The organism is Fusobacterium perfoetens, from assembly GCF_021531475.1.
GTDB lineage: Bacteria > Fusobacteriota > Fusobacteriia > Fusobacteriales > Fusobacteriaceae > Fusobacterium_B.
Map to the genome: position 1 here is coordinate 1 of NZ_JADYTX010000006.1, position 23,174 is coordinate 23,174.

22 protein-coding genes are annotated in these 23,174 nt (G+C 28.7%); 6 read left to right on the top strand and 16 right to left on the bottom strand.

Features of this window, described 5'->3' with window-relative positions; genetic code table 11:
* Positions 1 to 119: 119 nt before the first annotated feature.
* A complete protein-coding gene (locus tag I6E15_RS02350; RefSeq protein ID WP_235243927.1) occupies positions 120 to 890 on the bottom strand; it encodes a YlmH/Sll1252 family protein in 771 nt (256 codons plus the stop codon).
* A gap of 162 nt (positions 891 to 1,052) precedes the next feature.
* Here I6E15_RS02350 and I6E15_RS02355 point away from each other — a divergent pair, with 162 nt between their 5' ends.
* The 6 genes from I6E15_RS02355 to I6E15_RS02380 all read left to right on the top strand — a co-directional run bounded on the left by I6E15_RS02355 (position 1,053) and on the right by I6E15_RS02380 (position 5,910).
* Complete coding sequence (locus I6E15_RS02355) at positions 1,053 to 2,306, top strand: serine/threonine protein kinase (protein WP_235243929.1); 1,254 nt, start codon at positions 1,053 to 1,055, stop codon at positions 2,304 to 2,306.
* A 2-nt stretch (positions 2,307 to 2,308) separates the two neighbouring features.
* Positions 2,309 to 3,079, top strand: a complete 771-nt coding sequence (locus I6E15_RS02360) for a VacJ family lipoprotein (protein ID WP_235243930.1) — start codon at positions 2,309 to 2,311, stop codon at positions 3,077 to 3,079.
* An 18-nt stretch (positions 3,080 to 3,097) separates the two neighbouring features.
* Positions 3,098 to 3,880 (top strand): MBL fold metallo-hydrolase, encoded by a 783-nt coding sequence (locus tag I6E15_RS02365; protein WP_235243932.1) that lies wholly within the window; start codon positions 3,098 to 3,100, stop codon positions 3,878 to 3,880.
* Positions 3,881 to 3,893: 13 nt separating this feature from the next.
* Positions 3,894 to 4,511: a uracil-DNA glycosylase gene (locus tag I6E15_RS02370; protein WP_235243935.1), complete on the top strand. Its 618-nt coding sequence runs from the start codon at positions 3,894 to 3,896 to the stop codon at positions 4,509 to 4,511.
* Complete coding sequence (locus I6E15_RS02375) at positions 4,504 to 5,061, top strand: 5-formyltetrahydrofolate cyclo-ligase (RefSeq protein ID WP_235243937.1); 558 nt, start codon at positions 4,504 to 4,506, stop codon at positions 5,059 to 5,061. The genes I6E15_RS02370 and I6E15_RS02375 overlap by 8 nt, the downstream gene beginning before the upstream one ends.
* Positions 5,062 to 5,157: 96 nt before the next feature.
* Positions 5,158 to 5,910 (top strand): YebC/PmpR family DNA-binding transcriptional regulator, encoded by a 753-nt coding sequence (locus I6E15_RS02380; RefSeq protein ID WP_235243939.1) that lies wholly within the window; start codon positions 5,158 to 5,160, stop codon positions 5,908 to 5,910.
* A 126-nt stretch (positions 5,911 to 6,036) separates the two neighbouring features.
* Here I6E15_RS02380 and I6E15_RS02385 read toward each other — a convergent pair whose 3' ends face one another.
* The 15 genes from I6E15_RS02385 to lptC all read right to left on the bottom strand — a co-directional run bounded on the left by I6E15_RS02385 (position 6,037) and on the right by lptC (position 23,169).
* Positions 6,037 to 6,762, bottom strand: a complete 726-nt coding sequence (locus tag I6E15_RS02385; RefSeq protein ID WP_235243941.1) for a DUF368 domain-containing protein — start codon at positions 6,760 to 6,762, stop codon at positions 6,037 to 6,039.
* Positions 6,763 to 6,782: 20 nt separating this feature from the next.
* Complete coding sequence (locus I6E15_RS02390; RefSeq protein WP_235244044.1) at positions 6,783 to 7,664, bottom strand: RluA family pseudouridine synthase; 882 nt, start codon at positions 7,662 to 7,664, stop codon at positions 6,783 to 6,785.
* Positions 7,664 to 8,101 carry a dUTP diphosphatase gene (gene dut / locus I6E15_RS02395; RefSeq protein ID WP_177160048.1) on the bottom strand — a complete coding sequence of 146 codons (438 nt, stop codon included), beginning with the start codon at positions 8,099 to 8,101 and terminating at the stop codon, positions 7,664 to 7,666. The genes I6E15_RS02390 and dut overlap by 1 nt, the downstream gene beginning before the upstream one ends.
* Positions 8,101 to 9,348, bottom strand: coding sequence for a M16 family metallopeptidase (locus I6E15_RS02400; protein WP_235243943.1), 1,248 nt, complete (start codon positions 9,346 to 9,348; stop codon positions 8,101 to 8,103). The genes dut and I6E15_RS02400 overlap by 1 nt, the downstream gene beginning before the upstream one ends.
* Positions 9,349 to 9,356: 8 nt before the next feature.
* On the bottom strand, positions 9,357 to 10,436 hold the full coding sequence (locus I6E15_RS02405; protein WP_235243945.1) for an LptF/LptG family permease: 1,080 nt from the start codon (positions 10,434 to 10,436) through the stop codon (positions 9,357 to 9,359).
* Complete coding sequence (locus I6E15_RS02410; protein WP_235243947.1) at positions 10,436 to 11,512, bottom strand: LptF/LptG family permease; 1,077 nt, start codon at positions 11,510 to 11,512, stop codon at positions 10,436 to 10,438. The genes I6E15_RS02405 and I6E15_RS02410 overlap by 1 nt, the downstream gene beginning before the upstream one ends.
* The gene (locus I6E15_RS02415; RefSeq protein ID WP_177160052.1) at positions 11,513 to 12,064 is read right to left on the bottom strand and encodes a CvpA family protein; all 552 of its coding nucleotides are present in this window, start codon (positions 12,062 to 12,064) and stop codon (positions 11,513 to 11,515) included.
* Positions 12,065 to 12,076: 12 nt separating this feature from the next.
* Positions 12,077 to 13,252 (bottom strand): class I SAM-dependent rRNA methyltransferase, encoded by a 1,176-nt coding sequence (locus tag I6E15_RS02420; protein ID WP_235243949.1) that lies wholly within the window; start codon positions 13,250 to 13,252, stop codon positions 12,077 to 12,079.
* A 2-nt stretch (positions 13,253 to 13,254) separates the two neighbouring features.
* Entirely contained in the window at positions 13,255 to 14,328 is a 1,074-nt protein-coding gene (alr, locus tag I6E15_RS02425; RefSeq protein ID WP_235243951.1) for an alanine racemase, read from the bottom strand.
* A gap of 145 nt (positions 14,329 to 14,473) precedes the next feature.
* On the bottom strand, positions 14,474 to 15,418 hold the full coding sequence (gene secF, locus I6E15_RS02430; RefSeq protein WP_419180946.1) for a protein translocase subunit SecF: 945 nt from the start codon (positions 15,416 to 15,418) through the stop codon (positions 14,474 to 14,476).
* On the bottom strand, positions 15,415 to 16,638 hold the full coding sequence (secD, locus tag I6E15_RS02435) for a protein translocase subunit SecD (protein WP_177160055.1): 1,224 nt from the start codon (positions 16,636 to 16,638) through the stop codon (positions 15,415 to 15,417). The genes secF and secD overlap by 4 nt, the downstream gene beginning before the upstream one ends.
* Before the next feature lie 15 nt (positions 16,639 to 16,653).
* Positions 16,654 to 17,076, bottom strand: a complete 423-nt coding sequence (gene ruvX / locus I6E15_RS02440; RefSeq protein WP_177160056.1) for a Holliday junction resolvase RuvX — start codon at positions 17,074 to 17,076, stop codon at positions 16,654 to 16,656.
* A 9-nt stretch (positions 17,077 to 17,085) separates the two neighbouring features.
* Positions 17,086 to 19,695 (bottom strand): alanine--tRNA ligase, encoded by a 2,610-nt coding sequence (alaS, locus tag I6E15_RS02445; protein ID WP_235243954.1) that lies wholly within the window; start codon positions 19,693 to 19,695, stop codon positions 17,086 to 17,088.
* 32 nt (positions 19,696 to 19,727) lie between these two features.
* The gene (gene lptB, locus I6E15_RS02450; protein ID WP_177160058.1) at positions 19,728 to 20,453 is read right to left on the bottom strand and encodes an LPS export ABC transporter ATP-binding protein; all 726 of its coding nucleotides are present in this window, start codon (positions 20,451 to 20,453) and stop codon (positions 19,728 to 19,730) included.
* Positions 20,454 to 20,466: 13 nt separating this feature from the next.
* Positions 20,467 to 23,169, bottom strand: a complete 2,703-nt coding sequence (lptC, locus tag I6E15_RS02455) for an LPS export ABC transporter periplasmic protein LptC (RefSeq protein ID WP_235243955.1) — start codon at positions 23,167 to 23,169, stop codon at positions 20,467 to 20,469.
* Positions 23,170 to 23,174 lie beyond the last annotated feature (5 nt).

The window sequence follows — 23,174 nt, forward strand, 5'->3', positions numbered from 1 at the left end:
CTCCTATGATATTAATTTTATCATAGAAAGCTATTAAAAGTTAGTATTATTTAATTTACAGAATCTTTTTCACAGGCTCAAATATATGATTAAAAATTGAAATTACAAGAGCCTCTTTTTTATTTAAACATCTTTATCAAAATTTTTATCTTACCTTTTTTATTTTCTCCGACTATATTTTCAAAAATAAATTTCCCAACTTTTCTTATTGTTATTATATCTTTTTCCTTTAATTCTAAAGACTTGGATTTTTGGATATTATAATTTACCATTACAAATCCCTCATCTATAAGAGAAACTGATTTTTGACGTGAATTATTTGTGATTTCTCCAACAACACTATCAAGTCTTATTGAGGGAACTGTTATCAAAAGCTCTTTAAATTCACTTTGAGGCACTTCATCTTTTGAGATTTCAGAGATTTTTACTGGAATATTTGAAACTTTTTCTAAGTTTTCGATAATTTCAAATTTTTCTTTTAATATTACACCGTAGGCGATATTTTCTTTTACAATCAAGTCCCCTAAAATCTCTCTTTTTATTCCAAGGCTCATTATTGTTCCTAAAAAATCTTTATGCTCTAACTCTTTAAAACGATTGGTTCCATCTATCTTAAAAAATGTAAGTTGAAATTCTGGCATCTCTCCTTGAAAATCTTTTGGAAAAATTATTATATTTTTTTTCTCGCTGTTTTCTGTCAATCCACACATTAAAAACTTCATTCCATTAATATTTATTTTTTCCAATATATTCCAGATATTTGGTGGATAAAACATATCAGTTTCAATAAAATAATCTATATTTTGAGCTAACTCAATATCTTCCCATAATTTTACTATAATTTGTTCATCATCATTTTTAAAAAGATTTAAAAAACCTTTTTTATCCATTTTACTCTCCTTTAATTATATTTTTCATTCTCTATTATACCATAATTTTGTTTAAATTTATCTTTTCTAAAACTCTTAATTATGGTATTATATATTATACATTTAAAATAATTTTTGTTATATGATTGGTGTATTTTCAATCAAATATTTCGAGGTGAGAGAATGAAAAAATTATTCTTATTTCTTTTTTTAACTATGGGATTAAATCTACTTGCTTATGATTTTCCTTTAAAAGACCCATATATTGCAACTGTTTTTGGTTCATCTACTCTTATGGCAAAAGGTATTCAAGAAAAAATTCCTCTTAAATATTATACAACAGATTTTGTTGATACAAGAGAAATTCCAGCTAATCTTGAATATCAAGATGATTATAAATTTACTATGGCTCTACAGGATAAAAAAGCACCACTTGTATTTATTCTTTCTGGTACTGGTTCAAGTGCATCTTCTTTAAAAACTCAGTACTTCCAAAGAATATTTTATTCAGCTGGTTATCACGTTGTAGGAATTTCTTCAATAATGAATGCAAACTCTTTAGTTTCTCTTTCATTTGAAAAAATCCCTGGAAATCTTATAAACGACGGAATGGATTTGTATAGAGCTTTAGAAAAAATAAAACCATTTGTAGAAAGCAAAGTGGCTGTTGAAAATTATAATATTATGGGATACAGTCTTGGAGGAACTCACTCAGCTGTAGTTTCTTTCTTAGACAGCAAAGAAAAAGTTTTTGATTTTAAAAATGTATTTATGGTAAATCCTGCTGTTAATCTTTTTGACTCAGCAAGTCTTTTAGATAATATGTTTGATAAATCTGTTAATTACAATGTGGATAATTTCTTTATAAAAATAAATGAGATTTTAACTGCTCTATCATATTCACAAGGAACTTCTGTTGATAATTTTACAAAAAATCCTGCTAAAATTTTAAAGGATCTGAAAATATCTGAAAATGAATTAAAAATGGGAATTGGTCTTGTATTTAGATTAAATGCCATTGATGTAAACTTCTTAACAGATTACTCAAATCAAATGAAAAATTATTCTGACTATAAAATAGATAAATATGAAAATATGGGAAAATATTTTGAACGTGTTAATTTCGCAACTTTTGGTGATTATATTGAGAAAATCGCTCTTCCATATTATCAAGAAAGATACAATAAAAATATGACTGTTAAAGATGTGGCAAAATTCTCTGATTTAAAAATTATAGACAACTACCTAAAAAATGCTAAAAATATAAAAGTTGTTACAAATAAAGATGAAATTATTTTAACAAAAGCTCATCTTAATTATTTAAAGAAAACTTTTGGAGATAGATTATACATCTATCCATATGGTGGACATTGTGGAAATATGTTCTATCAAGAAAATATCGATTATATGCTAAATGCTATGAAGGAGGGAAGATAATTATGAAAAAATTTAAAATGCTTTCTTTGATTTTTATCTCCTCTCTTTTGATTGGTTGTAGCAACACTTCAGAAAAATCTGCTGAAATAGATAAAAATTTTGTAGAAACAACTGTGCAAGAGGATAAAGATATACTTTTTGGAAAATCTGATTATTTTAGTCCAATAAACAGAAGAGTTTATGCTTTTAACTCCTTTGCAGATAGAGTTGTACTAGCTCCAACTTTAAGAACATATGATTATTATACTCCTGATTTTGTTCAAGATAGAATTAAAAATTTCTTTTCAAACTTTGGAGATATAAAAACAGCTGGAAATTTATTACTTCAATTTAGAATCCCAGAAACTTTAGAAACTATTTTTAGATTTGGAATAAACTCATCAATCGGACTTCTTGGAACTTTTGATGTGGCATCTAAAATGGGATTTCCAAAATATAGAGAGTCTTTAGGAAATACTTTTGCTTATTATGGTGTTCCTTCTGGTCCTTATATTGTAGCTCCTCTTTTAGGTCCTAGCAATTTTAGAGATTTAGTTGGACTTGGTGTGGAAAGCTATGGATTATCAGAACTTGATCCATATGACGATATTCATATTGATGTTGGTTCTATCTGGTTTACATCACTTTTTGGACTTCAAACTAAAAAAAATGCAGGAATATATTTTGGAGAGACAGATTTTATATTTGAGTATGAATATATGCAATATTTATCAAAAAAATTAACAGAATATAACTTAAATAAAGCTAAAAATACAAGAAAAAATATTCTATAAAATTTAGAAAGGAAAAAAATGGAAATATCAATACTTGGTAGTGGTAGTGGAGGAAACTCTACTTTTATAAATATCGATGGTATAAAAATTTTAGTTGATGCTGGTTTTAGCGGAAAAAAACTAGAAGAAAAACTTAATAATATTGGAGAATCTTTAGAAAATATAAAAGGGATTCTTATAACTCACGAACATACAGACCATATTCAAGGGGCTGGGATTGTATCTAGAAAATATAATATCCCTCTTTATATTACAAAAGAAAGTTTTTTTGCTGGTCAAAAAAAACTTGGAAAGATCTCTGAAGAAAATTTAAAATTTATTGATACTTTTGAATTTTTTATAAACGATAAAATAAAAGTTCAACCTTTTGATGTTATGCACGACGCTGAAAGAACTGTGGGATTTAGAATTGAGGAGATCTCTTCTAAAAAAGTTTTGGGAATATCAACTGACATAGGATATGTTGACAATAGAGTAAGAGAATTTTTTAGAGGGGTCAACATTATGATAATCGAATCAAACTATGATTATCAAATGCTTATGGAGTGTAACTACCCTTGGGATTTGAAAGACCGTGTAAAAAGTAGAAATGGACATCTTTCTAATAATGATGCTGCAAAATTTGTTTGTGAAAATTATTCGTCTAATCTAAAAAAAGTATACTTGGCACATATTAGCAAAGATAGTAATAATTTTAATATCGTTTCAAATACTATTATCAGTGAAATGAATAGAAGAAATATCTCTATACCTATTGAAATCACAACTCAAGATACTGTTACTAAGTTGTACAAACTATAAATGAGGTGATATTATGGAAAAGAAAGAACTATGGGAAGAACTTTCCTTTGAGATAAATAATATTCCAAAAATAAAAGAGAGCTTTGAAGATGATGATGAAAAGGCTATTCTTGGAAGTGGAAATAAATCTGCAAATCTTTTATTCATTGGAGATGAAAGCGACCTTTACGAAACAGAAGATTTAAAAGTTATGGTAGGTTCTAGTGGAGAATTCCTAATAAAACTTTGTGATATGGCTGGATTTATCCCAGAGGATTATTATATAACTACTCTTACAAAATGCCAATTAAAATATAAAGACCTTTTTGAAGAGGAACAAAATTATTTAAGAGAGCTTTTAGATATGCAAATAGCTATTACAGAACCAAAAATCATCGTTACTTTTGGACAATATTCTGCTGAAGCTTTACTTGGCAGAGAGATTAATTTTGGAAAAGAGAGAGGAAAATTTATCGATTGGAAAGGTGGAATAAAAGTCCTTATTACTTACGATGTTAGATTTGTAAAAGAGGCTCGTGAAAATACAGGAAGAAATTCTACTGTTGCTATTGATTTTTGGAAAGATCTACTTTTAGCTAAAAAAGAACTCGAAAAATTAAACTCTCCTCAAGAGGAAAACGGAAATGAATAACCAAGAGATCAAAAAAAATCTAAGAAAAAAAATTAGAAAAATTCGCGAATCTCTTTCTTTTGAAGAAAAAGAAAATCTAAGTGATATGATTATAAAAAAATTTTTAGAAGATGATGTTTTAAAAAATTCTAAAACTATTATGAGTTATATGTCTTTTAAAAACGAGGTTGAAACCACTAAACTTCACGAATATCTTTTAAGCCTTGGAAAAACTATTCTTTTACCTAAAATGGTAGGAGATAATATAATCCCTATAAAAATTTCTAAAGAGTTTTCCTGTGGAAATTTTGGAGTAGTAGAGCCAATAGGAGATGAGTTTTTAAGAGATATTGATCTGGTTATCGTTCCTGGAGTTGTTTTTAATAAAAAAGGGGATAGGATTGGTTTTGGAAAAGGATTTTATGATAGGTTTTTATCTTGTGAAAAATATAAAAACTCTTATAAAATATCTCTTGCTTATGATTTTCAATTAGATGATAGTTTTTCAGGTGAAGAGTTTGATATAAAAATTGATAAACTTATTACAGAAAAAGAGATTTTAACTTTTTAAATTTTTATAAATAATAAAGTATTCTACGAAATATTGAAAATTTTTAATTAATGTGATAAAATATTTAAGATAATTTTATATACTTAGGAGGATGTAATGTCAGGACATAGTAAATGGAATAACATTCAACACAGAAAAGGAGCTCAAGATAAAAAAAGAGCTAGCTTATTTACAAAATTAGGAAAAGAGTTAACAATCGCAGCTAAAGAAGGTGGAGGAGATCCTAACTTCAACCCAAGACTTAGACTTGCTATTGATAAAGCTAAAGCAGGAAATATGCCTAAAGACATATTAGAAAGAGCTATAAAAAAAGGAACTGGAGAATTAGAAGGTGTAGACTACATCGAAATGAGATATGAAGGATATGGACCAGCTGGAACTGCTTTCATCGTTGAAGTTGTTACTGATAATAAAAACAGATCTGCTTCTGAAGTAAGAACTGCTTTCTCTAGAAAAGGTGGAAACCTTGGAGCTGACGGAGCTGTTTCTTGGATGTTCAACAAAAAAGGAGAAATAATCATCTCTGCTGAAAATGTTGCTGATTCTGAAGAATTTATGATGGTAGCATTAGAAGCTGGAGCTGAAGATATAGTTGAAGAAGATGGAGAATTCCAAGTTTTAACTGACCCTGCTGATTTCCAAACTGTTCTTCAAACTTTAACTGATGCTGGATATAAATACGAAGAAGCTGAAATCACAATGTTACCAGAAAACAAAGTTGCTATCACTGATCTTGATACAGCTAAAAAAGTTATGGTACTTTATGATGCTCTTGATGACTTAGATGATGTTCAAGAAGTTTTCTCTAACTTTGATATTCCAGATGAAATAATGGAACAATTAAACTAATTTAGTTTTTATACACCTATGGGTTTTTTAAGCTCTAGGTGTATTTTTTTATTCTTTTTTTAACCATTTAATTCTTTATTAAAATAAAAAAGACTGTTGCACTTAATCCTACAACAGTCGATTTTTTTATATATTTATTAAAAGCTCAACTAAAGATGCTACTACTATACCAAGTATTACAAATAGTGTCTTACTTCTATAATTTACCAAGAAATAATTTATTATTTTAGTGAATATCAATATTCCAAGTCCTACTCCCACAGTAAAATAAGCAAGAGGTATTATATCAACTCTACCTATATAATTTATAACATTTTCGTGTTCTCCTAGTGCCAAAAGAAGTAACGATCCAGAAATTCCTGGTATTATCATCGCTCCGCCAGCTAAAGCACCACATAGACAAAGTTTTAATCCATAAGCAGTAGTAAAAATCTCTTGTCTTTCAAAAGAGTTTCCAGAAAATTTATGAGTAATCATAAAGAAACCTATTACAAACATCAATCCAAATGCAAAAGCAAGAATATTTTTAACATTTGCAAAACTTTCCCCTTTTATAATAACAGGTATTGAAGGAAGTACTAAGATGATAAAAGCTCCTTTTGTATATATTGGATAATTTTCATATAAGTAACCTATTATATTAGCAAAAAATAAAATTCCAACTCCACAACCTATCACTAGAGGTAATAAAAATTTAATATACTCTATCTTTTTTTCTTTTGGGGCTTGCAAAAAATTTGCTATACACTCAACTAATTTATCATATATTCCAAATAGAACAGCCATTGTTCCACCTGAAACACCAGGAATAACATTGGCAATTCCAATTCCAATTCCCTTTAAAAAATTCATTAAAAACATTTTTTCTCCTTTTAGTCACCAAGTTTTTTTACAAAAAAATCTGGCAGACTATTTTCTATTTTTATATTATATTTTGGTATCTCGCAATAAAAAGAGTTTAGATACAGTGTATTTTCTCCATCTTTTTTCCCATAACGAGTGTCTCCAACTATTGGATTTCCTATATTTGAAAGTTGAACTCTCAGTTGATGTGTTCTTCCTGTTAAAAGTTCCCCTTCTAAAAGAGTATATTTTTCATATCTTTTTATAACTTTAAAATGAGTTATTGCAATTTTTCCCTCTTCATCATTAGCATTAGTTACAATTACTTTATCTTCTATTTTTTTTAGATAATTTTCAATAATAAATATATTTTTTTGAATATTGCCATGAACTAAAATATAATATTTTTTTCTTATATTATTTTCTCTTAACTCTTCAGCTAAAACTCTTGTGGAAATTTTATTCTTAGCACCGATTACTAAACCAGAAGTTTTTTTATCTATTCTATTGATAAAGTTAAAATCATCTGTTTCGTAGTAAGATTTAAACATTTCTGAAATTCCATATTCAAATCCACTACCTTTGTGCATAACAATATCTTTATCTTTATTAAAAATTATCAAATCATCATTTTCAAAAACTATATTTTTAGATAAAAACTCTCTATCCTCTTGAGATAACTTTATAAAATCTTTTTTCTCTTCCATCTCTTCTAGATTTCCAATTCCTATAAAGATTTTATCTCCCTCTACAAGACGATAATTTTCTTTCTTTTTTTTATTATTTACTTTTATTTTTCCGATTCTCAAAGCTTTAAATATCTCTGTAAGTGGTGTATCTTTTAGTTTTTTTCTAAGATATCTATCAAGCCTTACACCCTCATTATCTTTTTCTATTATATATTTCATAATTATCTTCCAGTGTGACCGAATCCACCTTCTCCTCTTTCTGTAGCTGATAACTCTCCCTCTACTAAATCCATTTGATATACTTTTCCAAGTACAAGTTGAGCTATTCTTTCACCAGGGTTTATAACAAAATCTTCTTTGCTTAGATTTATCATTATAACTCCGATTTCTCCTCTATAATCGCTGTCTATTGTTCCAGGAGTATTTGCCATAGAAATTCCGTGTTTTAAAGCTAGTCCACTTCTTGGTCTAACTTGCACTTCATATCCCATTGGTATTTCCATTTTTATTCCTGTTGGAACTAAAACTCTTTCTAAACTTCCTAAAGTGATTGGCTCTTTTATATTTGCTCTTACGTCCATTCCAGCTGACCCTTCTGTCATATACATTGGTTTTTGTACTCCATCAGCTAATGTTATTTTTACTGTTACTTTTTCCATTAGTTTAAATCTCCTTCTTCTATATTTCCAAGAACTGTTAAAGAATAATATTTTTCATCGAATACTTCTTTTGCAACTTCTTTTATATCCTCTACAGTTATTTTTTCAATCTCTTTTAATACATCATCTAAATCTTTAACTTCTTTGTAGAATAGATAAGAATTTGCCATTCTAGTCATTCTACCTTTACTGCTTTCAAGACCAAAAGTTACAGCACTTAAAAATTGATTTTTAGTTTTTTGTAACTCTTTTTCACTTATTCCATTATTTTTTATATCTTGAAACTCTTCTCTTATTAATCTTACAACCTCTTTATAGTCTTTAAGAGTAGTTCCAGCATATATAGTTATTATTCCTCCCTCTTCAAAAGATGAAGTATAACTATATACTGAATAAGCAAGACCTCTGTCCTCTCTTATTTTTTGGAAAAGTCTTGAACTCATATTTCCACCAAGAGTATTGGCTAAGATTGCCACTTCATATCTTTTTGGGTCAGTAGCAGATTTTCCAATAGTATTAAAGCAAAGATGTACTTGATTACTATCTTTTTTAATAATAGTTTTTGGAGTTTTTATCTCCATCTTTCCATTATATTCTCTTTTTCTTTCTATTTTTTCTATAGTTCCAAATCCACTATTTAACTTTTCAAATACATCTTCTTCATCAAAGTTTCCAGCTATAGAGATTACCATATTTTCTGGGCTATATTGTTCTTTTACATAGTTAATTATCTTTTCTCTTGTAAGTTCTCCTACACTTTTTACACTTCCAAGAATAATATTACTTTGTGGTCCAGAGATTACAAGACTTCCATTTTTATCATGAATAATTTCTTCAGGAATATCTTCATACATATTTATCTCTTCAATAACTACACCTTTTTCTCTTTCGATATTTTCTTCCAAGAAATTAGAATTTAGAAACATATCTGTTAAAACATCAATTCCTATTTGAATTCTATTGGATAACATTTGTACATAATATGTAGTTACTTCTTTTCCAGTATAAGCGTTAATTATTCCACCAACATTATCTATCTCTTCTGATATTTCTTTAGCTGTTCTATTTTTAGTCCCCTTAAACATCATATGCTCTATAAAATGAGAAATTCCCTCTTCTCCAGGAAGTTCATTTTTAGCTCCAGTTTTTACAAAAACACCTAAAGAGGCACTACTTATCCCTTGAATTTTATCCATAAGAACAGGTATTCCATTATCAAGAGTTCTTTTTTTTATATTATCTGACATACTTCCTCCTAATACTCAGCCTTTCTTACAAAATATATTCCTATCAATAAAAATATTATATTTGGTATCCAACCACAGACAAAAGGATTTAAATATCCATTTTTTCCATAAGCTTCAAATGAGGCTTGAACTATATAATATCCATATCCTAAAAATACACTTATTATTACATTAATAGCTGAAGAATTTCTTACATATCTACTTCCAAGTGAAAGTCCCAAAAATACTATTATAAAACTTGCAAATGGAAATGAATATCTTCCTGCTATCTCTGATAATCCATCTCTTGTATCAATTCCAGTATTTTTTAAATTTACAAGTTCATGTCTAAGTTCTCTGTTAGTTAATATTCTAGCATCTACAAGACGTGTTACAAATTTTTCTGGTTCTTCATCATACTCATCAGATGTGTAAGTTTTTAAATTCTCCTGAGTTTTAGAATCTATATTACTTATCTTTACATTTTTTAAAACCCATCTATTTGTTTTTCTATCAAATGACGCTTTATCAGCAAATAAAACTCTGTCTATTTTTTCAAAATCATCACTCATCTCAACTACTTGTACACCTTTAGCCTCTCCAGCAGGTACATTTAAGTAATCAAACATATAAAGATTATTATGCTCGTCTCTTATAAATCCATTTCTTTTTTCTGTTGGAAGAAGAGTTGAAATTGCATCTCCTCTTAATTCTCTTTGCATTCTTTCTCCGATTGGATAAAGATATCCGTTTATTACAAAAACAAAAATAGAAATTATAAAAGCAATTATAAGTGGAAAACGGATAATTCTCCTAAAACTAATCCCAGCAGTTTTTAAAGATATTATTTCAAGATTACTTGCCATCTTACTTATAAACATCAAAGCTCCCAAAAGTACAGCAAGAGGAGTAACATTCATTATAACTTTTGGCAACATACAAAGAATATATAAAACTCCCTCATTTGGAGTAAGTCTTCCCTCTCCTACATATCTAAATACTTTGAAAAGTTGGCTTAGTACAAATATATTTACAAAAGCTATAAGAGATATGAAAAAAGATTTTATAAAACTTTTACTTATATAAATATCTAATTTTTTCATTGCCATTATACCAACCTTACCTTTCTTGAATACATTATAAATGTATAGATATAAAGAAGAATATTTGGTGTCCATACTCCAACTACTGGGCTTACAATTCCTCTATAAGATAATACCATTCCAATATTTAAAAGAACTATATATAAAAATATTACTACTATTCCTATACCAAAATTTATTCCTTTTCCAGCTCTTGAATTTCCTATTGAAAGTAAAACTCCTAAAATTGCAAGGGCAATTGTTGACATAGGAACAGCTATTTTTCTATTTATCTCTACTATATATGGAAGTATCTCCAACTTATCTCTTGTCTTAATCTCATTTATAAGTTGAGCTATATTCATTCCCTCTATTTCTTTGACTTTTACTCTTATATCTTTAAAATATGATGTGAATGGAACTCTTTTCTTTTCAAAATTTCCAGTTACAACTAAATCTCCTTTATCATCATATCTATAGAAATCAGCATCTTTCATCAAAAGTGCCGCATCTTCCCAGTTGGCAGTTTTTCCAAGAACTAAAGTTGGATATTTGCTATTTTCTTCCTCTACCATAACAAGAACATTTTCTGCATCCTTAGTTCTTTTATTAACTGAGTCTATATATATTTTATAATTTGATACACCATCTATCAAAACTTTATCCTTTAGTTGAAAAACTGGATTTTCATATACCATTTTATAAGAAAGCTGTTGAAGTTTTATATATGATCTTGGAACTAAACTTTCTTGTAAGAAAAATATAAATAAAGTTGCTAAAACTCCTATACTTATTACAGGTTTTAAAATTTGATTTAGTGAAACTCCCATAGAATTTAGAGCTGTTATCTCACTATTTTTAGCAAAATTTCCAAAAGTTATCATTATCCCCAAAAATATTCCCATTGGAATAGTTTGAGAAAGTATCATCGGCAAGTAAAAAGATATCATTCTAATTACATCTATTATTGAAAGACCTCTTACAAGTATACTTTCCATCATTGATACTATTATCTCTATTAAGAAAATGAAAGTAAACAAAACGATACCAAAAGCTATTGATAATTTTGATTCTTTCAATATATAGTCATTTATTATCTTCATCTATTTACTCCCCCACATTCCATCTAACTTATTCATATATTTTTCCACAGTTTTTTCATTTTTTATCTCTTGAATTTTAGATTTTAAATTTTTAGGAATATAAAAATCTACATTATCTGTTACCTTTAAAAAATATTCATTAAATATACTATCTTTTCCTATTTTTCTAATAGGCTCTATTTTTTCTTGTGCTACATTATAAAAAGTAAACATTATAGCACAGATAAGAAGTCCTTTTGCAAGACTTACAAATCCACCTAATAATCTAAATATCATAGATGTATTTTGACTTTTTAAGAATAGATTTAAAAGATGTAATATTATAGCAATTACCATAAATACTACTAAAAATGTTATAGCATAAATATATGTTTCATCTTGTCTTTTTAATAACTCCTCTGTAAATTTACAGAAAAAAGGAGTTAATTTGTGTGTAATGTATAGATTTATCAAAATTCCAAAAGTCGAAATAAATTCTACAACAAATCCATTACTTATTCCACTTAATACAGAGATTCCCAAAATAATAAGAGTTATTATATCAAGATACATAACTTACCTCCTTTATACTATTTTTACCCATAAAGCCTTTAAATATAGTGTTTCTGGTACGTGTAATATCCAAGGATGATCTGCTGGTTGATAGTTTATCCCAATAACTTGCAACATTTTTCCATTATTTGATGCAGCCATTCTTGTTACTTCCAAAAGATCTTGTAAACTTATATGATAAGCACAAGTGATAACCCCTAAGATTCCCCCTTTATCCATTAATTTGAAACTACTGTTACATAATTCATAAAAGAAATCTCTTCCTCTTTTTATATCTATTTTTTTCTTAATAAGTGATGGTGGATCAAGAGTTATTACATCATATTTTTCTCCTCTTGTAATAAGAGTTTTTAAAAGCATAAATGCGTCACCCTCTAAAGTTTCAAAAGAGTTTGTAAATCCATTAAGCTCATAGTTTTTATGACAAAGTTCTAGTGCATGTGGCTCTTTATCTATTGCTACTACTTTTTCACAATTTTCTTTTAAGGCAGCCATAGAAAATCCACCACTACTTGAAAATACATCTAAAAATCTTGTTTTTTCATTAAGAAATGGTCTTATAAATTTTCTTGAATCTCTTTGGTCTAAGAAAAATCCAGTTTTTTGTCCATTTACTATATCGATTGTATATTTTAAACCATTGTCTTCCATAACGATTTCTGCTGGTATTTCTCCATAGATTACTCCAGTTTTTTCCTCTACACCTTCGTGAACTCTATTTTCAACATCACTTCTTTCATAGATTCCTTTTGGTTTCATATATTTTTTTACAGCATTTATTATTGTTTGTCTAAATGTTTCAACACCTGAATTTCTAAATTGAATAGAGATATATTTTTCAAATTTATCTATTACAAGACCTGGTATTCCGTCAGCCTCTGAGAAAAATACTCTTGCACAGTTAGTTTCATCTTTTAAAAAATCTCTTTTATCATAAGCCTCTTTTATTTTTCTATAAATAAAATCTTTATCTATTGGTTCATCTTGAGTAGTTAATACACGAACAAAAGCTGATGTTCCTTCTGTTACATAACCTCTTCCAACAAACATCATATCTTCTCTTACGACATCTACTACATCTCCATTTTTTATCTCTCCAATTGTATATTTTATCTCATCTTTAAATACATTTGGATAAAAATTTCTTATTTTCTTTTCTTTATCTTTCATTAATACAACTTGTGCCATTCTTACTCCTCTATATATACTCTTTTTACTCTAGGGTTTATCCCTGTTATTATTTCATAAGTAGATGAACCTATAAGTTTTGCCTTTTCAACTAAGTCATCACCATAAAGTATAACTTCATCTCCTATTTTTACACTATCCACCATATCTTCTGGTATTTTTACCATAAGCATATCCATACAAACTTTTCCTACAACTAGACACTGTCTTCCTTGAATATTTACAGTGATTTTATTTAAAGCTCCCCTTTTAAATCCGTCAGCATATCCAGCAGCAATCGTAGCCACCACTTCACCTTTTTTTAAAGTACAAGCTCTACCATAAGATATATCCATATCCTCTATAAGAGTTTTTATAAAAAGTATCTTACTTTTAAATGAGATAACTGGTTTAAATCCCTCTATCCAATTTTCTCCACAGATACCATACATCACAATACCAACTCTTACATAGTTTCCGTTGTCCATACCTGAATAACTTAAAATACCACCACTATTTAATATATGTCTATATTTTATTGTGTCTATTTCGCTAAAATTATTAAATTTTTTAATTTGATTGATTGTATAAACTCTATTTTCTTCACTATCTTCATCTGCCACAGATAAATGAGTATATACTCCAATTATATTTTTTAGATTATTTTTTTTTACATATTTTTTTACTTTTTCAACTTCTTCAAAGTTAAAACCTATTCTACCCATTCCTGTTTCAATAGCTAAATGACATTTTACTTGAATATTATTTATATTTATATATTCTAATTGATCAAAACGAGATAATGCCACTTGTAAATTATATTTTTCTGCATCTTTTAGCTCATCATCAAAAACTCCACCAAGTATCAAGATTTTTTCTTTTATTCCAGCCTCTCTAAGTTCAATTCCTTCTGAAAGAGTGGCCACTGCAAAAAAATCTACTCCACATTTTATCAACTCTTTTGTTATTTCAACTGAACCTAGTCCATAAGAATTGGCTTTTACTATACCAATTATCTTTCTATCCCCTATTTTCTCATAAATTTTTCCTATGTTATACTTAAGATTTTTAGTATTTACTTCCAACCAAGTTCTCATTCTTCACTCCTAATTTATTGATGGAACTGTTATAAAATAATCTTTTTAAAATTAAAAAATTTAATAATTTAGAGATAATAGGAGCTGTTATAAAAATATAACAGCACCTAATTATAATTTTAATTCATAACAGTAAATTTTATTACTATACTAATATTTTTTCTTTATGCTCATCATCGTCGCCATTATCTAAATATTTAGAATTTTCCACTTTTTTATCTCTATCTTTTTCAAGTAGATAAATTAGAGGAGTGGCAATAAAGATTGATGAATATGTTCCAGCCATTATTCCTATTAAAAGAGTTGTTATAAATGTTCTTAAAGACTCTCCACCAAATATTAAAATAGCTACAACTGCTAATAAAGTTGTGATTGAAGTATTTAATGATCTTACCATAACTTGGTTTACACTTTTATTAAGTATTTCACCAAAAGTTAGATCACTTTTCTTTCTAAGTGTTTCTCTTATTCTATCAAAAACTACTATTGTATCATTGATTGAATATCCTAGTATTGTAAGAACAGCCGCTATAAAAGCTGTATCTATTTCATAACCTAATAGAGATATTCCACCTATCGCTATTATGATATCGTGTAAAAGAGCTAAAATTCCAGCTACTGCAAACATAAATTCAAATCTTATAGTAATGTATGCTACAATCATTACTGTACCGATTGCTAAAGAGTACACCGCTGACATTTTTAGTTCTTTACCTACACTAGCTCCAACTTTGTCTTCTTTTACTATTTCATATTTTCCAACTTCTTTTATTTCATCATAAAATTTATTTTTTTCTTTTTCTGTAATTTCTTGAATTCTTATTAAAACTTCATTTCCTTCAGAAATTTGAACTTTTCTACCATTTCCACCAAATTGATGGATATCTTTTCCAATTTTATCTAAGGCTGTATTAATTTCTTTTAGAGTAACAGGTTTTTCAAATTTAAGTTGGAATAAGTTTCCTCCAGAGAAATCAATTCCATAGTTCAATCCTTTTGTTAAAAGAGAACTTAAAGAAATAACTATAAATACAAGGGATAAAGCTACCCATCTTTTGCTGTTTTTTACTATTTCTATGTGCATTCTTATTTCCCCCTTACTCCAAATAATTTAGTATTTTTTACTCCAAATACTTCTACAAAAATATCTAATAATACTCTAGTTATTGTTATTGCTGTAAACATTGATGCTAGAGTACCTATTGTAAGAGTAACTGCAAATCCTTTTACAGGTCCTGTTCCAAATATAAATAATATTGTTGTTATAATAAGAGTTGTTAAGTTAGAGTCAAATATTGCTACAAATCCTTTACTAAATCCTGATTTTATAGCTCCTCTTATTGTATTACCAAATCTTAATTCCTCTTTTATTCTTTCAAAGATAATAACATTGGCGTCTACTGCCATTCCTGTTGAAAGGATAAATCCTGCAATACCAGGTAATGTTAAAGTTGCACCAATAAAGTTAATTACTCCAAAGTTTATAATTCCAAAACATATTAACGCCATATCAGCTATAAGTCCTGGCATTCTATAGAAAAGTAACATAAATAACATTACAAGTCCTACTCCAACTTTTCCGGCTACCATACTTGCTGCTATTGATTCATCTCCAAGAGATGCTCCAACAGTTCTTGTTTCTATTATCTCAGCTTTTATTGGTAATGCTCCAGAATTTAAAAGCATAGCTGTTTTTTGAGCTTCTTCTACTGTATAATTTCCACTGATACTTCCACTACCACCAGCTATTTCTGTTTTAATAACAGGAGCTGTTTGGACTTTTCCATCAAGTACAATAGCAAGTTGTTTTCCTATATTTTCTCTTGTAATTTTAGCAAATTTTATTGCTCCTTCTGGTTTTAATTCAAAGTTAATTTGTGGATCTCCTAATTGTCCTTGACCAACTTGAGCTTTTTTCAAGGCTCCACCAGTTAAAAGAGTTTCTCCTAAGTTTCCTTTTTCATCCATTATTTTAAATTCCAAAAGAGCTGTCTTACCAATCATATTTATAGCTTCCTTAGTATCTTTTACTCCAGGAAGTTCAATGATTACTCTATTGCTTCCAGCTTTTTGTACAACAGATTCTGCAACTCCAATTCCGTTAATTCTTCTATCTAATACTTCTATTAAACTATCCATTGTTTCTGAGTCTATCTCTTCATTAGGATTTTCTGGAGTGGCTTCAAGAACTGCATAAACTCCCCCTTTTAAATCTAGTCCTAATTTCATTGGTTCTTTTTTTATAGACCATAGTGACCCCATAAGAACAATCATTACTAATAAAAATCTTAGTAATATTTTTCCTTTCATACAAACTCCTCCAAATTATTTTCTTCTAGAATCTAAAAATGTCTGAAGAATTATAGCAGCCGCTATTTTATCTACAACTTTTCTTTTTTCTAGAGCACCTTTTTTTCCACCATCTGTAAGCATTCTATCTGCTGATACAGTTGTCATTCTCTCATCTACTTCGTAAATTTCTAGCCCGTCAATATTTTTTTTAAGTTTTTCTATATACTCTCTTACTTTTTCAGCTTGTCTTTTTTCGCTTCCATCAAGACTTTTTGGAATACCAACCACAAGAGATTTAGTGTTATTTTCTTCTAATATCTCAGCTATTCTCTTTACAGATTTTACTTTTTTTCTATTTATAACTTCATAGGGAGTGGCAAGCATTCCCATCATATCTGATCTTGCCACACCTATTCTTACATCTCCTATATCAAGAGAAATATATTTTTTATACATTTTTACCTCTTATAATTTTTCAGAAAGTAAAGTTTTAGCTACTTCAAGAGCTTCGTGAACTTTCGCTCCGTCTTTTCCTCCAGCTTGAGCAAGGTCAGGTCTTCCTCCACCATTTCCTCCAGCTAGTTGTGCAAGTTGTTTAACTAAATCTCCAGCTTTTACTTTAGAAGTTAAATCTTTTGTTACTCCGACTGCAAATATTGCTTTTCCATTGTTAGATCCAAGAACTACTACGCAACTTCCAAGTTTATCTTTAGCTTTATCAACTATTTCTCTTAAAGAGTCACTTTCTTTATTTTCAAATCCTTTAACTAATACTTTTACTCCGTTGATTTCTGATACTTGTTCAAATAAAGAGTTTACTTCAAAACTTGCTATTTTAGATTTTAATTCTTCTATCTCTTTAAGTGATGCTCTTAATTCTTCACTTACTTTTTCTACTTTTTCTTCAAGTTTTGACGCATCAGTTTTTAATACTTTTGAAACTCTGTCTATTAATTTTTCCATAGATTTTACTGTTTCATAAGCGTGGAATCCAGTTTGAGCTTCAATTCTTCTTACTCCTGCAGCAATTCCTGTTTCAGATACTATTTTGAATAATCCGATTTCAGAAGTATTTGCCACGTGGATACCTCCACATAATTCTGTTGAGAAATCTCCAAAAGATACTACTCTAACTATATCTTGATATTTATCTCCAAATAGTGCCATAGCTCCTAATTTTTTAGCTTCGTCCATTGACATCTCTCTTATATTTGATGCAACAGCTTCTGATATTTTAGCATTTACAAGTCTTTCTACTTTTTCTAATTCTTCATCTGTTACAGCTTCGTAATGGTTGAAGTCAAATCTTAATCTATCAGCTGACACTAAAGATCCAGCTTGTTGAACGTGAGTTCCTAAAACTTCTCTCAATGCTTTTTGTAATAAGTGAGTAGCACTGTGGTTTTTAGAAATAGCAGATCTTCTATTTGCGTCTACTGTAAGCTCAACTTCTGTTCCTTCTACTAAGTTATAAATTCCATTTACTATTTTAACTGTATGCATAAAGATATCTTTTTGTTTTTTTACATCTATTACAATTCCACTACTTCCTGTATTAGAAACCATAGAACCACAGTCAGCTTCTTGTCCACCTGATTCAGCATAGAATGGAGTTCTGTCTGTTATAACCATAAATTTATCTTCATCTAATTTTTTTACAAAAAGGATTTTTGCAGTTTCTTTTAAGCTTTCATATCCAGTGAATATAGTTTTTCCGTGTTCATCAAAGAAAGCTTCTATAAATGCATCTTGTCCTTTTTCCATTACTACTTCTCTTGAACTTCTAGCAAGTTCTCTTTGCTCTTCCATTTTTTGGTCAAATTCATTTTTATATACTTTTATTTGATTTTCTCCACAGATTTCTTCTGTTAATTCATATGGGAATCCATAAGTATCATAAAGTTTGAATGTAACATCTCCAGATAAGAAATCTTCTCCTTTTGCTTTTGCCTCTTCTATTGCATTCATAACATGTTGAATTCCAAGATCAAGAGTATTTGAGAATTTTTCTTCTTCTATTTTTACTACTTTTTTAATATGTTTTAAATTTGTAGCTAGGTCTGCGTAAGAACCTTTCATTAATTCTACTATTGTATCAACTAAATTATATAAGAATAATTCTTTTACTCCTAAAAGTCTTCCATGTCTTATAGCTCTTCTTAAAATTCTTCTTAGGATATATCCTCTTCCTTCATTTGATGGGATAACTCCGTCATTGATTAAGAATGTAACTGCTCTTGTATGGTCAGCGATTACTTTTAAAGAGAAGTCCATTTTTGGATTATCTCCATATTTTATTCCTGCAACTTTTGCCATCTCTTCAACAATTGGGAATAATAAATCTGTTTCAAAGTTATTTGCTTTTCCTTGAACAACTGATGCTATTCTTTCAAGTCCAGCACCTGTGTCGATATTTTTCTTAGGTAATGGTTCTAAGTGCCCATCTTCCATTCTATTCCATTCAGTGAATACTAAGTTCCATATTTCTATAAAACGGTTATCAGTATCAGCATCTCCAAGTCTTGAATTTTCATTTCCTCCAAATTCAACACCTAAATCAACATAGATTTCTGAACAAGGTCCACAAGAACCAGTTGGTCCAGCTGCCCACCAGTTGTCATCTTCTCCAAGTCTTACTATTCTTTCTCTTGGGAAGTTACATTCTGATACCCATAACTCTTCAGCTTCGTCGTCAGTTTCAAAAACTGATACCCAAAGTCTATCTTTTTCTATTTTTAATACTTCTGTTATAAATTCATAAGACCATTTTATCGCTTCTTTTTTGAAATAATCTCCAAAAGAGAAGTTTCCAAGCATTTCAAAAAATGTATGGTGTCTTGCTGTTCTTCCAACATTGTCTAAGTCATTTGTTCTTATACATTTTTGGAATGTTGTTACTCTTGGAGTTGGAGCTGGTTTTTGACCTAAGAAATAAGGTTTAAATGGAACCATTCCTGCTACTGTCAAAAGTAAAGTTGGATCATCTGGTATTAATGATGAACTTTCAAAGTGTCTGTGATTTTTACTTTCGAAAAATTCTATAAATTTTTCTCTAATTTCGTTACCTGTTAACATTTTTCCTCCATATTTATTTTAAATTTTATTTTTTAATCAAGTTTAAAGTTTTCTCCTAAATAAACTTTTCTAGCCACTTCATTTTGAGCTATCTCTTCAGGAGTTCCGCTTATTAGAACCTCTCCCTCTGCCATTATATAAGCTCTGTCTGTTATTCTTAAAGTTTCTCTTACGCTGTGGTCTGTTATTAAAATTCCAAGCCCTCTTTCTTTTAGATATCTTATAATATCCTGAATATCTTCAACAGCTATTGGGTCAACTCCTGCAAATGGTTCATCAAGAAGTATGAAGTCTGGATTGTTTGCAATAGTTCTTGCTATCTCAACTCTTCTTCTTTCTCCACCTGACAGAGAATATCCATAAGATTTTGCAATATGTGATAGTTTAAATTCTTTTAAAAGCTCAGTTACTATTTTATCTTGCTCCTCTTTAGAAAGATTTTTCATCTCAAGAACAGCATAAATATTGTCTTCAACTGTTAAATTTCTAAATACTGATGCCTCTTGTGCAAGGTATCCTATCCCTAGGTTTGCTCTTTTGTACATAGGGAATGTTGATATATCGTCGTCATTACAGTAAACTTTTCCACTATCTGGTTTTATTATACCGGTTATCATATAGAAAGTTGTTGTTTTTCCAGCACCATTAGGTCCTAAAAGTCCAACTATCTCTCCCTTTTTTACCTTAAGACTTACATCTTTTACAACTTGTCTTTTCTTATAAGTTTTACACAGATGTTGCCCTTCTATACTTTTCATAGACCTCTCCTTTTTATTTAATCTTGTAATCTATCTTTGTATTTCCAAAAGCTTTTACCTTTTGAGTTTTCTTATTATAAATAATTCTGTCAGCACTAAATATAAATTGATTATTTTCCATTTTTACATTTTCTTTAAGCTCAACAGTTTCTTGTTTATTATCAACAACTCCACTATTTCCAACTAAAGTTGTTTTTTCATTTTTCTCATTATAACTTTCAATAGTTGTTTTAGCTTTCAAATAAAGTTTCTCTTCGTTTAGGTTACCTTCCATTTTTTCACCTAAAATAGTAGTTCTATTTTTATTGTCATTCATATAAATTCTATTATTTTTATTAGCAACTACTGTTCCTTTTAAGAAATTATAAACTATATCATCAGATTTTATATTTTGATCTTCTCTTGTTATTGTAGTTTCTTTCTTTCCAGCAACTCTATGAACTTTATTTTTTCCCTTATCTTGAGTAAACGTTAAAGTGACATCTTCTCCTTTTAATGTAGTTGGAATTTGTCCTTTTTCATCTTTTGTCATAAAACTTCCGTTTACGTTATCTAAGAATCTAAACATCATTTTATCAAGATTTCCTTTAAATTTATTTGAAGAAATTTGTTCATTTTTATCTGTAACCATATGAATTTTTTCTCCAGATACATCTTTAGTAAGATTATTTAGAAGAATATTTTCTCCAGTAAGTTTTGTATTAGATTGATAGTTCATCTTAACATTTCCAACTGCGAAAATTTCATTTTTCTTAGTATCATAGATAACTTCGTTTCCAGAAAGTTTTGAGTCAGTATTTGTTACAATAACATTATTTTTAAGTTTTGCTTTCTTTTCATTTAGAGAATATTCTAATTTATCAGCAACTATATTTTCTCCCTTGTTGCTTACTCCAGAAAGTTTATTTCCAACAAATATTTTTTTAGAATTATAAAGTTTTCCATTTACTAAGTTTCCTTTAAAACTTCCGTCTAAAGCTCTAAACTCTATCTTATTTGGAATATCAACTATATCTTTTGAAAAACTATAGTTTGCTTCTGTTGTTGTCATCTCTTCAGATTTTGTTGTAAGTTTTACATTTTCTTTTATATTTAAGTAATTTTCTTTTTTGAATACTGCCTTATCTCCAGTAATATTATTTCCTGATTTAGAGTCTTTATAGTTTACAGCACTTAATATTTCTCCCTCTTCTGTTGTCAAGTCATATAAAATTCCTTTACCAGAAAGATATGAATCTTTGTTTGTGTAATTAAATTCCTCTTCACTTGTCACTTGATTTTTAGAAATTGTATAAATAGCATTTTTACCATTTATTATACTTCCATCTTTTTTATTTTTCATCACAAAATTATTTGGTATTATTCCCTTATCTTGAGATGTAAAATATTCTACTTTATCAGTTGTAACTATACTATTTTTACTATCTATTCTTACATCACCAATAGCAGTGTAATCTTTTTTAGTAGTGTCAAAATTTATTTCATTAGCTTTTAAGTTTTCTCCAGTAGCTTTTACAAAAACTTTTCCTTCTTGGATATTTCCTATTTTTGAAATATTATCATATTTCATATTTTTACCAATACTTCTATACTCATTATCTTCAAAAACATATCCATCATTTAACAGCATATTTTCTTTATTAAAATCATATACCATTTTTTTAGTTGTTACTTTTCTAGTTTCATAAGTGTAAACTACATCTTTTCCTTTGTTGCTCAAATCAGCTATCTTAGTTTCAAAGTTATATCTTACTAAATCTCCAGTGATTTTTTCCCCTTTTGAGTTAGCAATAACAACATTTCCATTAAGATAAAGGATTTTCTCGTCCATTTTATAAACTCCGTAATCTCCACTAAATCTTATATCTCCATTTGTTCCTGAAACTTTTCCTACAATATCTATCTCATTTTCAGGTCTTAATTTTTTTATTTCACGAGAATTTATTGTATATCCATCTATCTGAATTACAGGATTATTTCTTGATATAAAAGTTTGGTTAGCATTGTTATAGTCTAAACTTTTTCCTTTTATAATTGCATCATCATAGTAACCAGTATAACCATATCTCAGTTCTATCTTATCTTTATCTGTATAATATTTTCCTTGGTTAAACTCCCCAGAAATTTTTTCTGCTCCAAGACTTTCAAATTTTCCATTTCCAGCAAGAACAAATTGTTTCATCTTATCTTTATAGTTTCCTTTATCTCCAGATATTTTTATTCTGTCATTTGACAATATAACATCTTTTGAAATATCTATTACATCAAATTTTTTATTTGTTACAATCTCTTTTCCCTCAAGGGTTAAATTTTCAGCCTCATTTACAGCTTTCATTCCCTTATTAGAAGTTAGTTGATCTTTGTATTGGTTGTAACTCATAGCCTCTGAGTACATTTTCCAACCAGCACCATTATCCCCAACTATATTTTCCTCTAAGAAAAGATTTTTTCCAGCGTCTAAAAATACCTTATTACCAGAAAGGGTCATCTCATCATATTTTGCTGTGGCTTTTTCAAATTTTGTTGTGTCTAAATCCATATCGTCAATCTGTTTTTCTGCCTCAATATGATAACCTGAAGTATCATATACAACATTTGTTGTTTCTATTACGTTTGGTATTACCCCAAAACCATCTTCCTCTTTATAATAATTCAGATAGCCAAGTAAGATTATTCCAACAAATAATATAGAATTTCTTATTCTTTTCTTATTCATTATTT

Excerpts from the sequence above, each read along its gene's own strand:
- I6E15_RS02350 (WP_235243927.1), bottom strand. The coding sequence starts at position 890 with ATGGATAAAAAAGGTTTTTTAAATCTTTTTAAAAATGATGATGAACAA.
- I6E15_RS02355 (WP_235243929.1), top strand. The coding sequence starts at position 1,053 with ATGAAAAAATTATTCTTATTTCTTTTTTTAACTATGGGATTAAATCTA.
- I6E15_RS02360 (WP_235243930.1), top strand. The coding sequence starts at position 2,309 with ATGAAAAAATTTAAAATGCTTTCTTTGATTTTTATCTCCTCTCTTTTG.
- I6E15_RS02365 (WP_235243932.1), top strand. The coding sequence starts at position 3,098 with ATGGAAATATCAATACTTGGTAGTGGTAGTGGAGGAAACTCTACTTTT.
- I6E15_RS02370 (WP_235243935.1), top strand. The coding sequence starts at position 3,894 with ATGGAAAAGAAAGAACTATGGGAAGAACTTTCCTTTGAGATAAATAAT.
- I6E15_RS02375 (WP_235243937.1), top strand. The coding sequence starts at position 4,504 with ATGAATAACCAAGAGATCAAAAAAAATCTAAGAAAAAAAATTAGAAAA.
- I6E15_RS02380 (WP_235243939.1), top strand. The coding sequence starts at position 5,158 with ATGTCAGGACATAGTAAATGGAATAACATTCAACACAGAAAAGGAGCT.
- I6E15_RS02385 (WP_235243941.1), bottom strand. The coding sequence starts at position 6,762 with ATGAATTTTTTAAAGGGAATTGGAATTGGAATTGCCAATGTTATTCCT.
- dut (WP_177160048.1), bottom strand. The coding sequence starts at position 8,101 with ATGGAAAAAGTAACAGTAAAAATAACATTAGCTGATGGAGTACAAAAA.
- I6E15_RS02400 (WP_235243943.1), bottom strand. The coding sequence starts at position 9,348 with ATGTCAGATAATATAAAAAAAAGAACTCTTGATAATGGAATACCTGTT.
- I6E15_RS02405 (WP_235243945.1), bottom strand. The coding sequence starts at position 10,436 with ATGGCAATGAAAAAATTAGATATTTATATAAGTAAAAGTTTTATAAAA.
- I6E15_RS02410 (WP_235243947.1), bottom strand. The coding sequence starts at position 11,512 with ATGAAGATAATAAATGACTATATATTGAAAGAATCAAAATTATCAATA.
- I6E15_RS02415 (WP_177160052.1), bottom strand. The coding sequence starts at position 12,064 with ATGTATCTTGATATAATAACTCTTATTATTTTGGGAATCTCTGTATTA.
- I6E15_RS02420 (WP_235243949.1), bottom strand. The coding sequence starts at position 13,252 with ATGGCACAAGTTGTATTAATGAAAGATAAAGAAAAGAAAATAAGAAAT.
- alr (WP_235243951.1), bottom strand. The coding sequence starts at position 14,328 with ATGAGAACTTGGTTGGAAGTAAATACTAAAAATCTTAAGTATAACATA.
- secD (WP_177160055.1), bottom strand. The coding sequence starts at position 16,638 with ATGAAAGGAAAAATATTACTAAGATTTTTATTAGTAATGATTGTTCTT.
- ruvX (WP_177160056.1), bottom strand. The coding sequence starts at position 17,076 with ATGTATAAAAAATATATTTCTCTTGATATAGGAGATGTAAGAATAGGT.
- alaS (WP_235243954.1), bottom strand. The coding sequence starts at position 19,695 with ATGTTAACAGGTAACGAAATTAGAGAAAAATTTATAGAATTTTTCGAA.
- lptB (WP_177160058.1), bottom strand. The coding sequence starts at position 20,453 with ATGAAAAGTATAGAAGGGCAACATCTGTGTAAAACTTATAAGAAAAGA.
- lptC (WP_235243955.1), bottom strand. The coding sequence starts at position 23,169 with ATGAATAAGAAAAGAATAAGAAATTCTATATTATTTGTTGGAATAATC.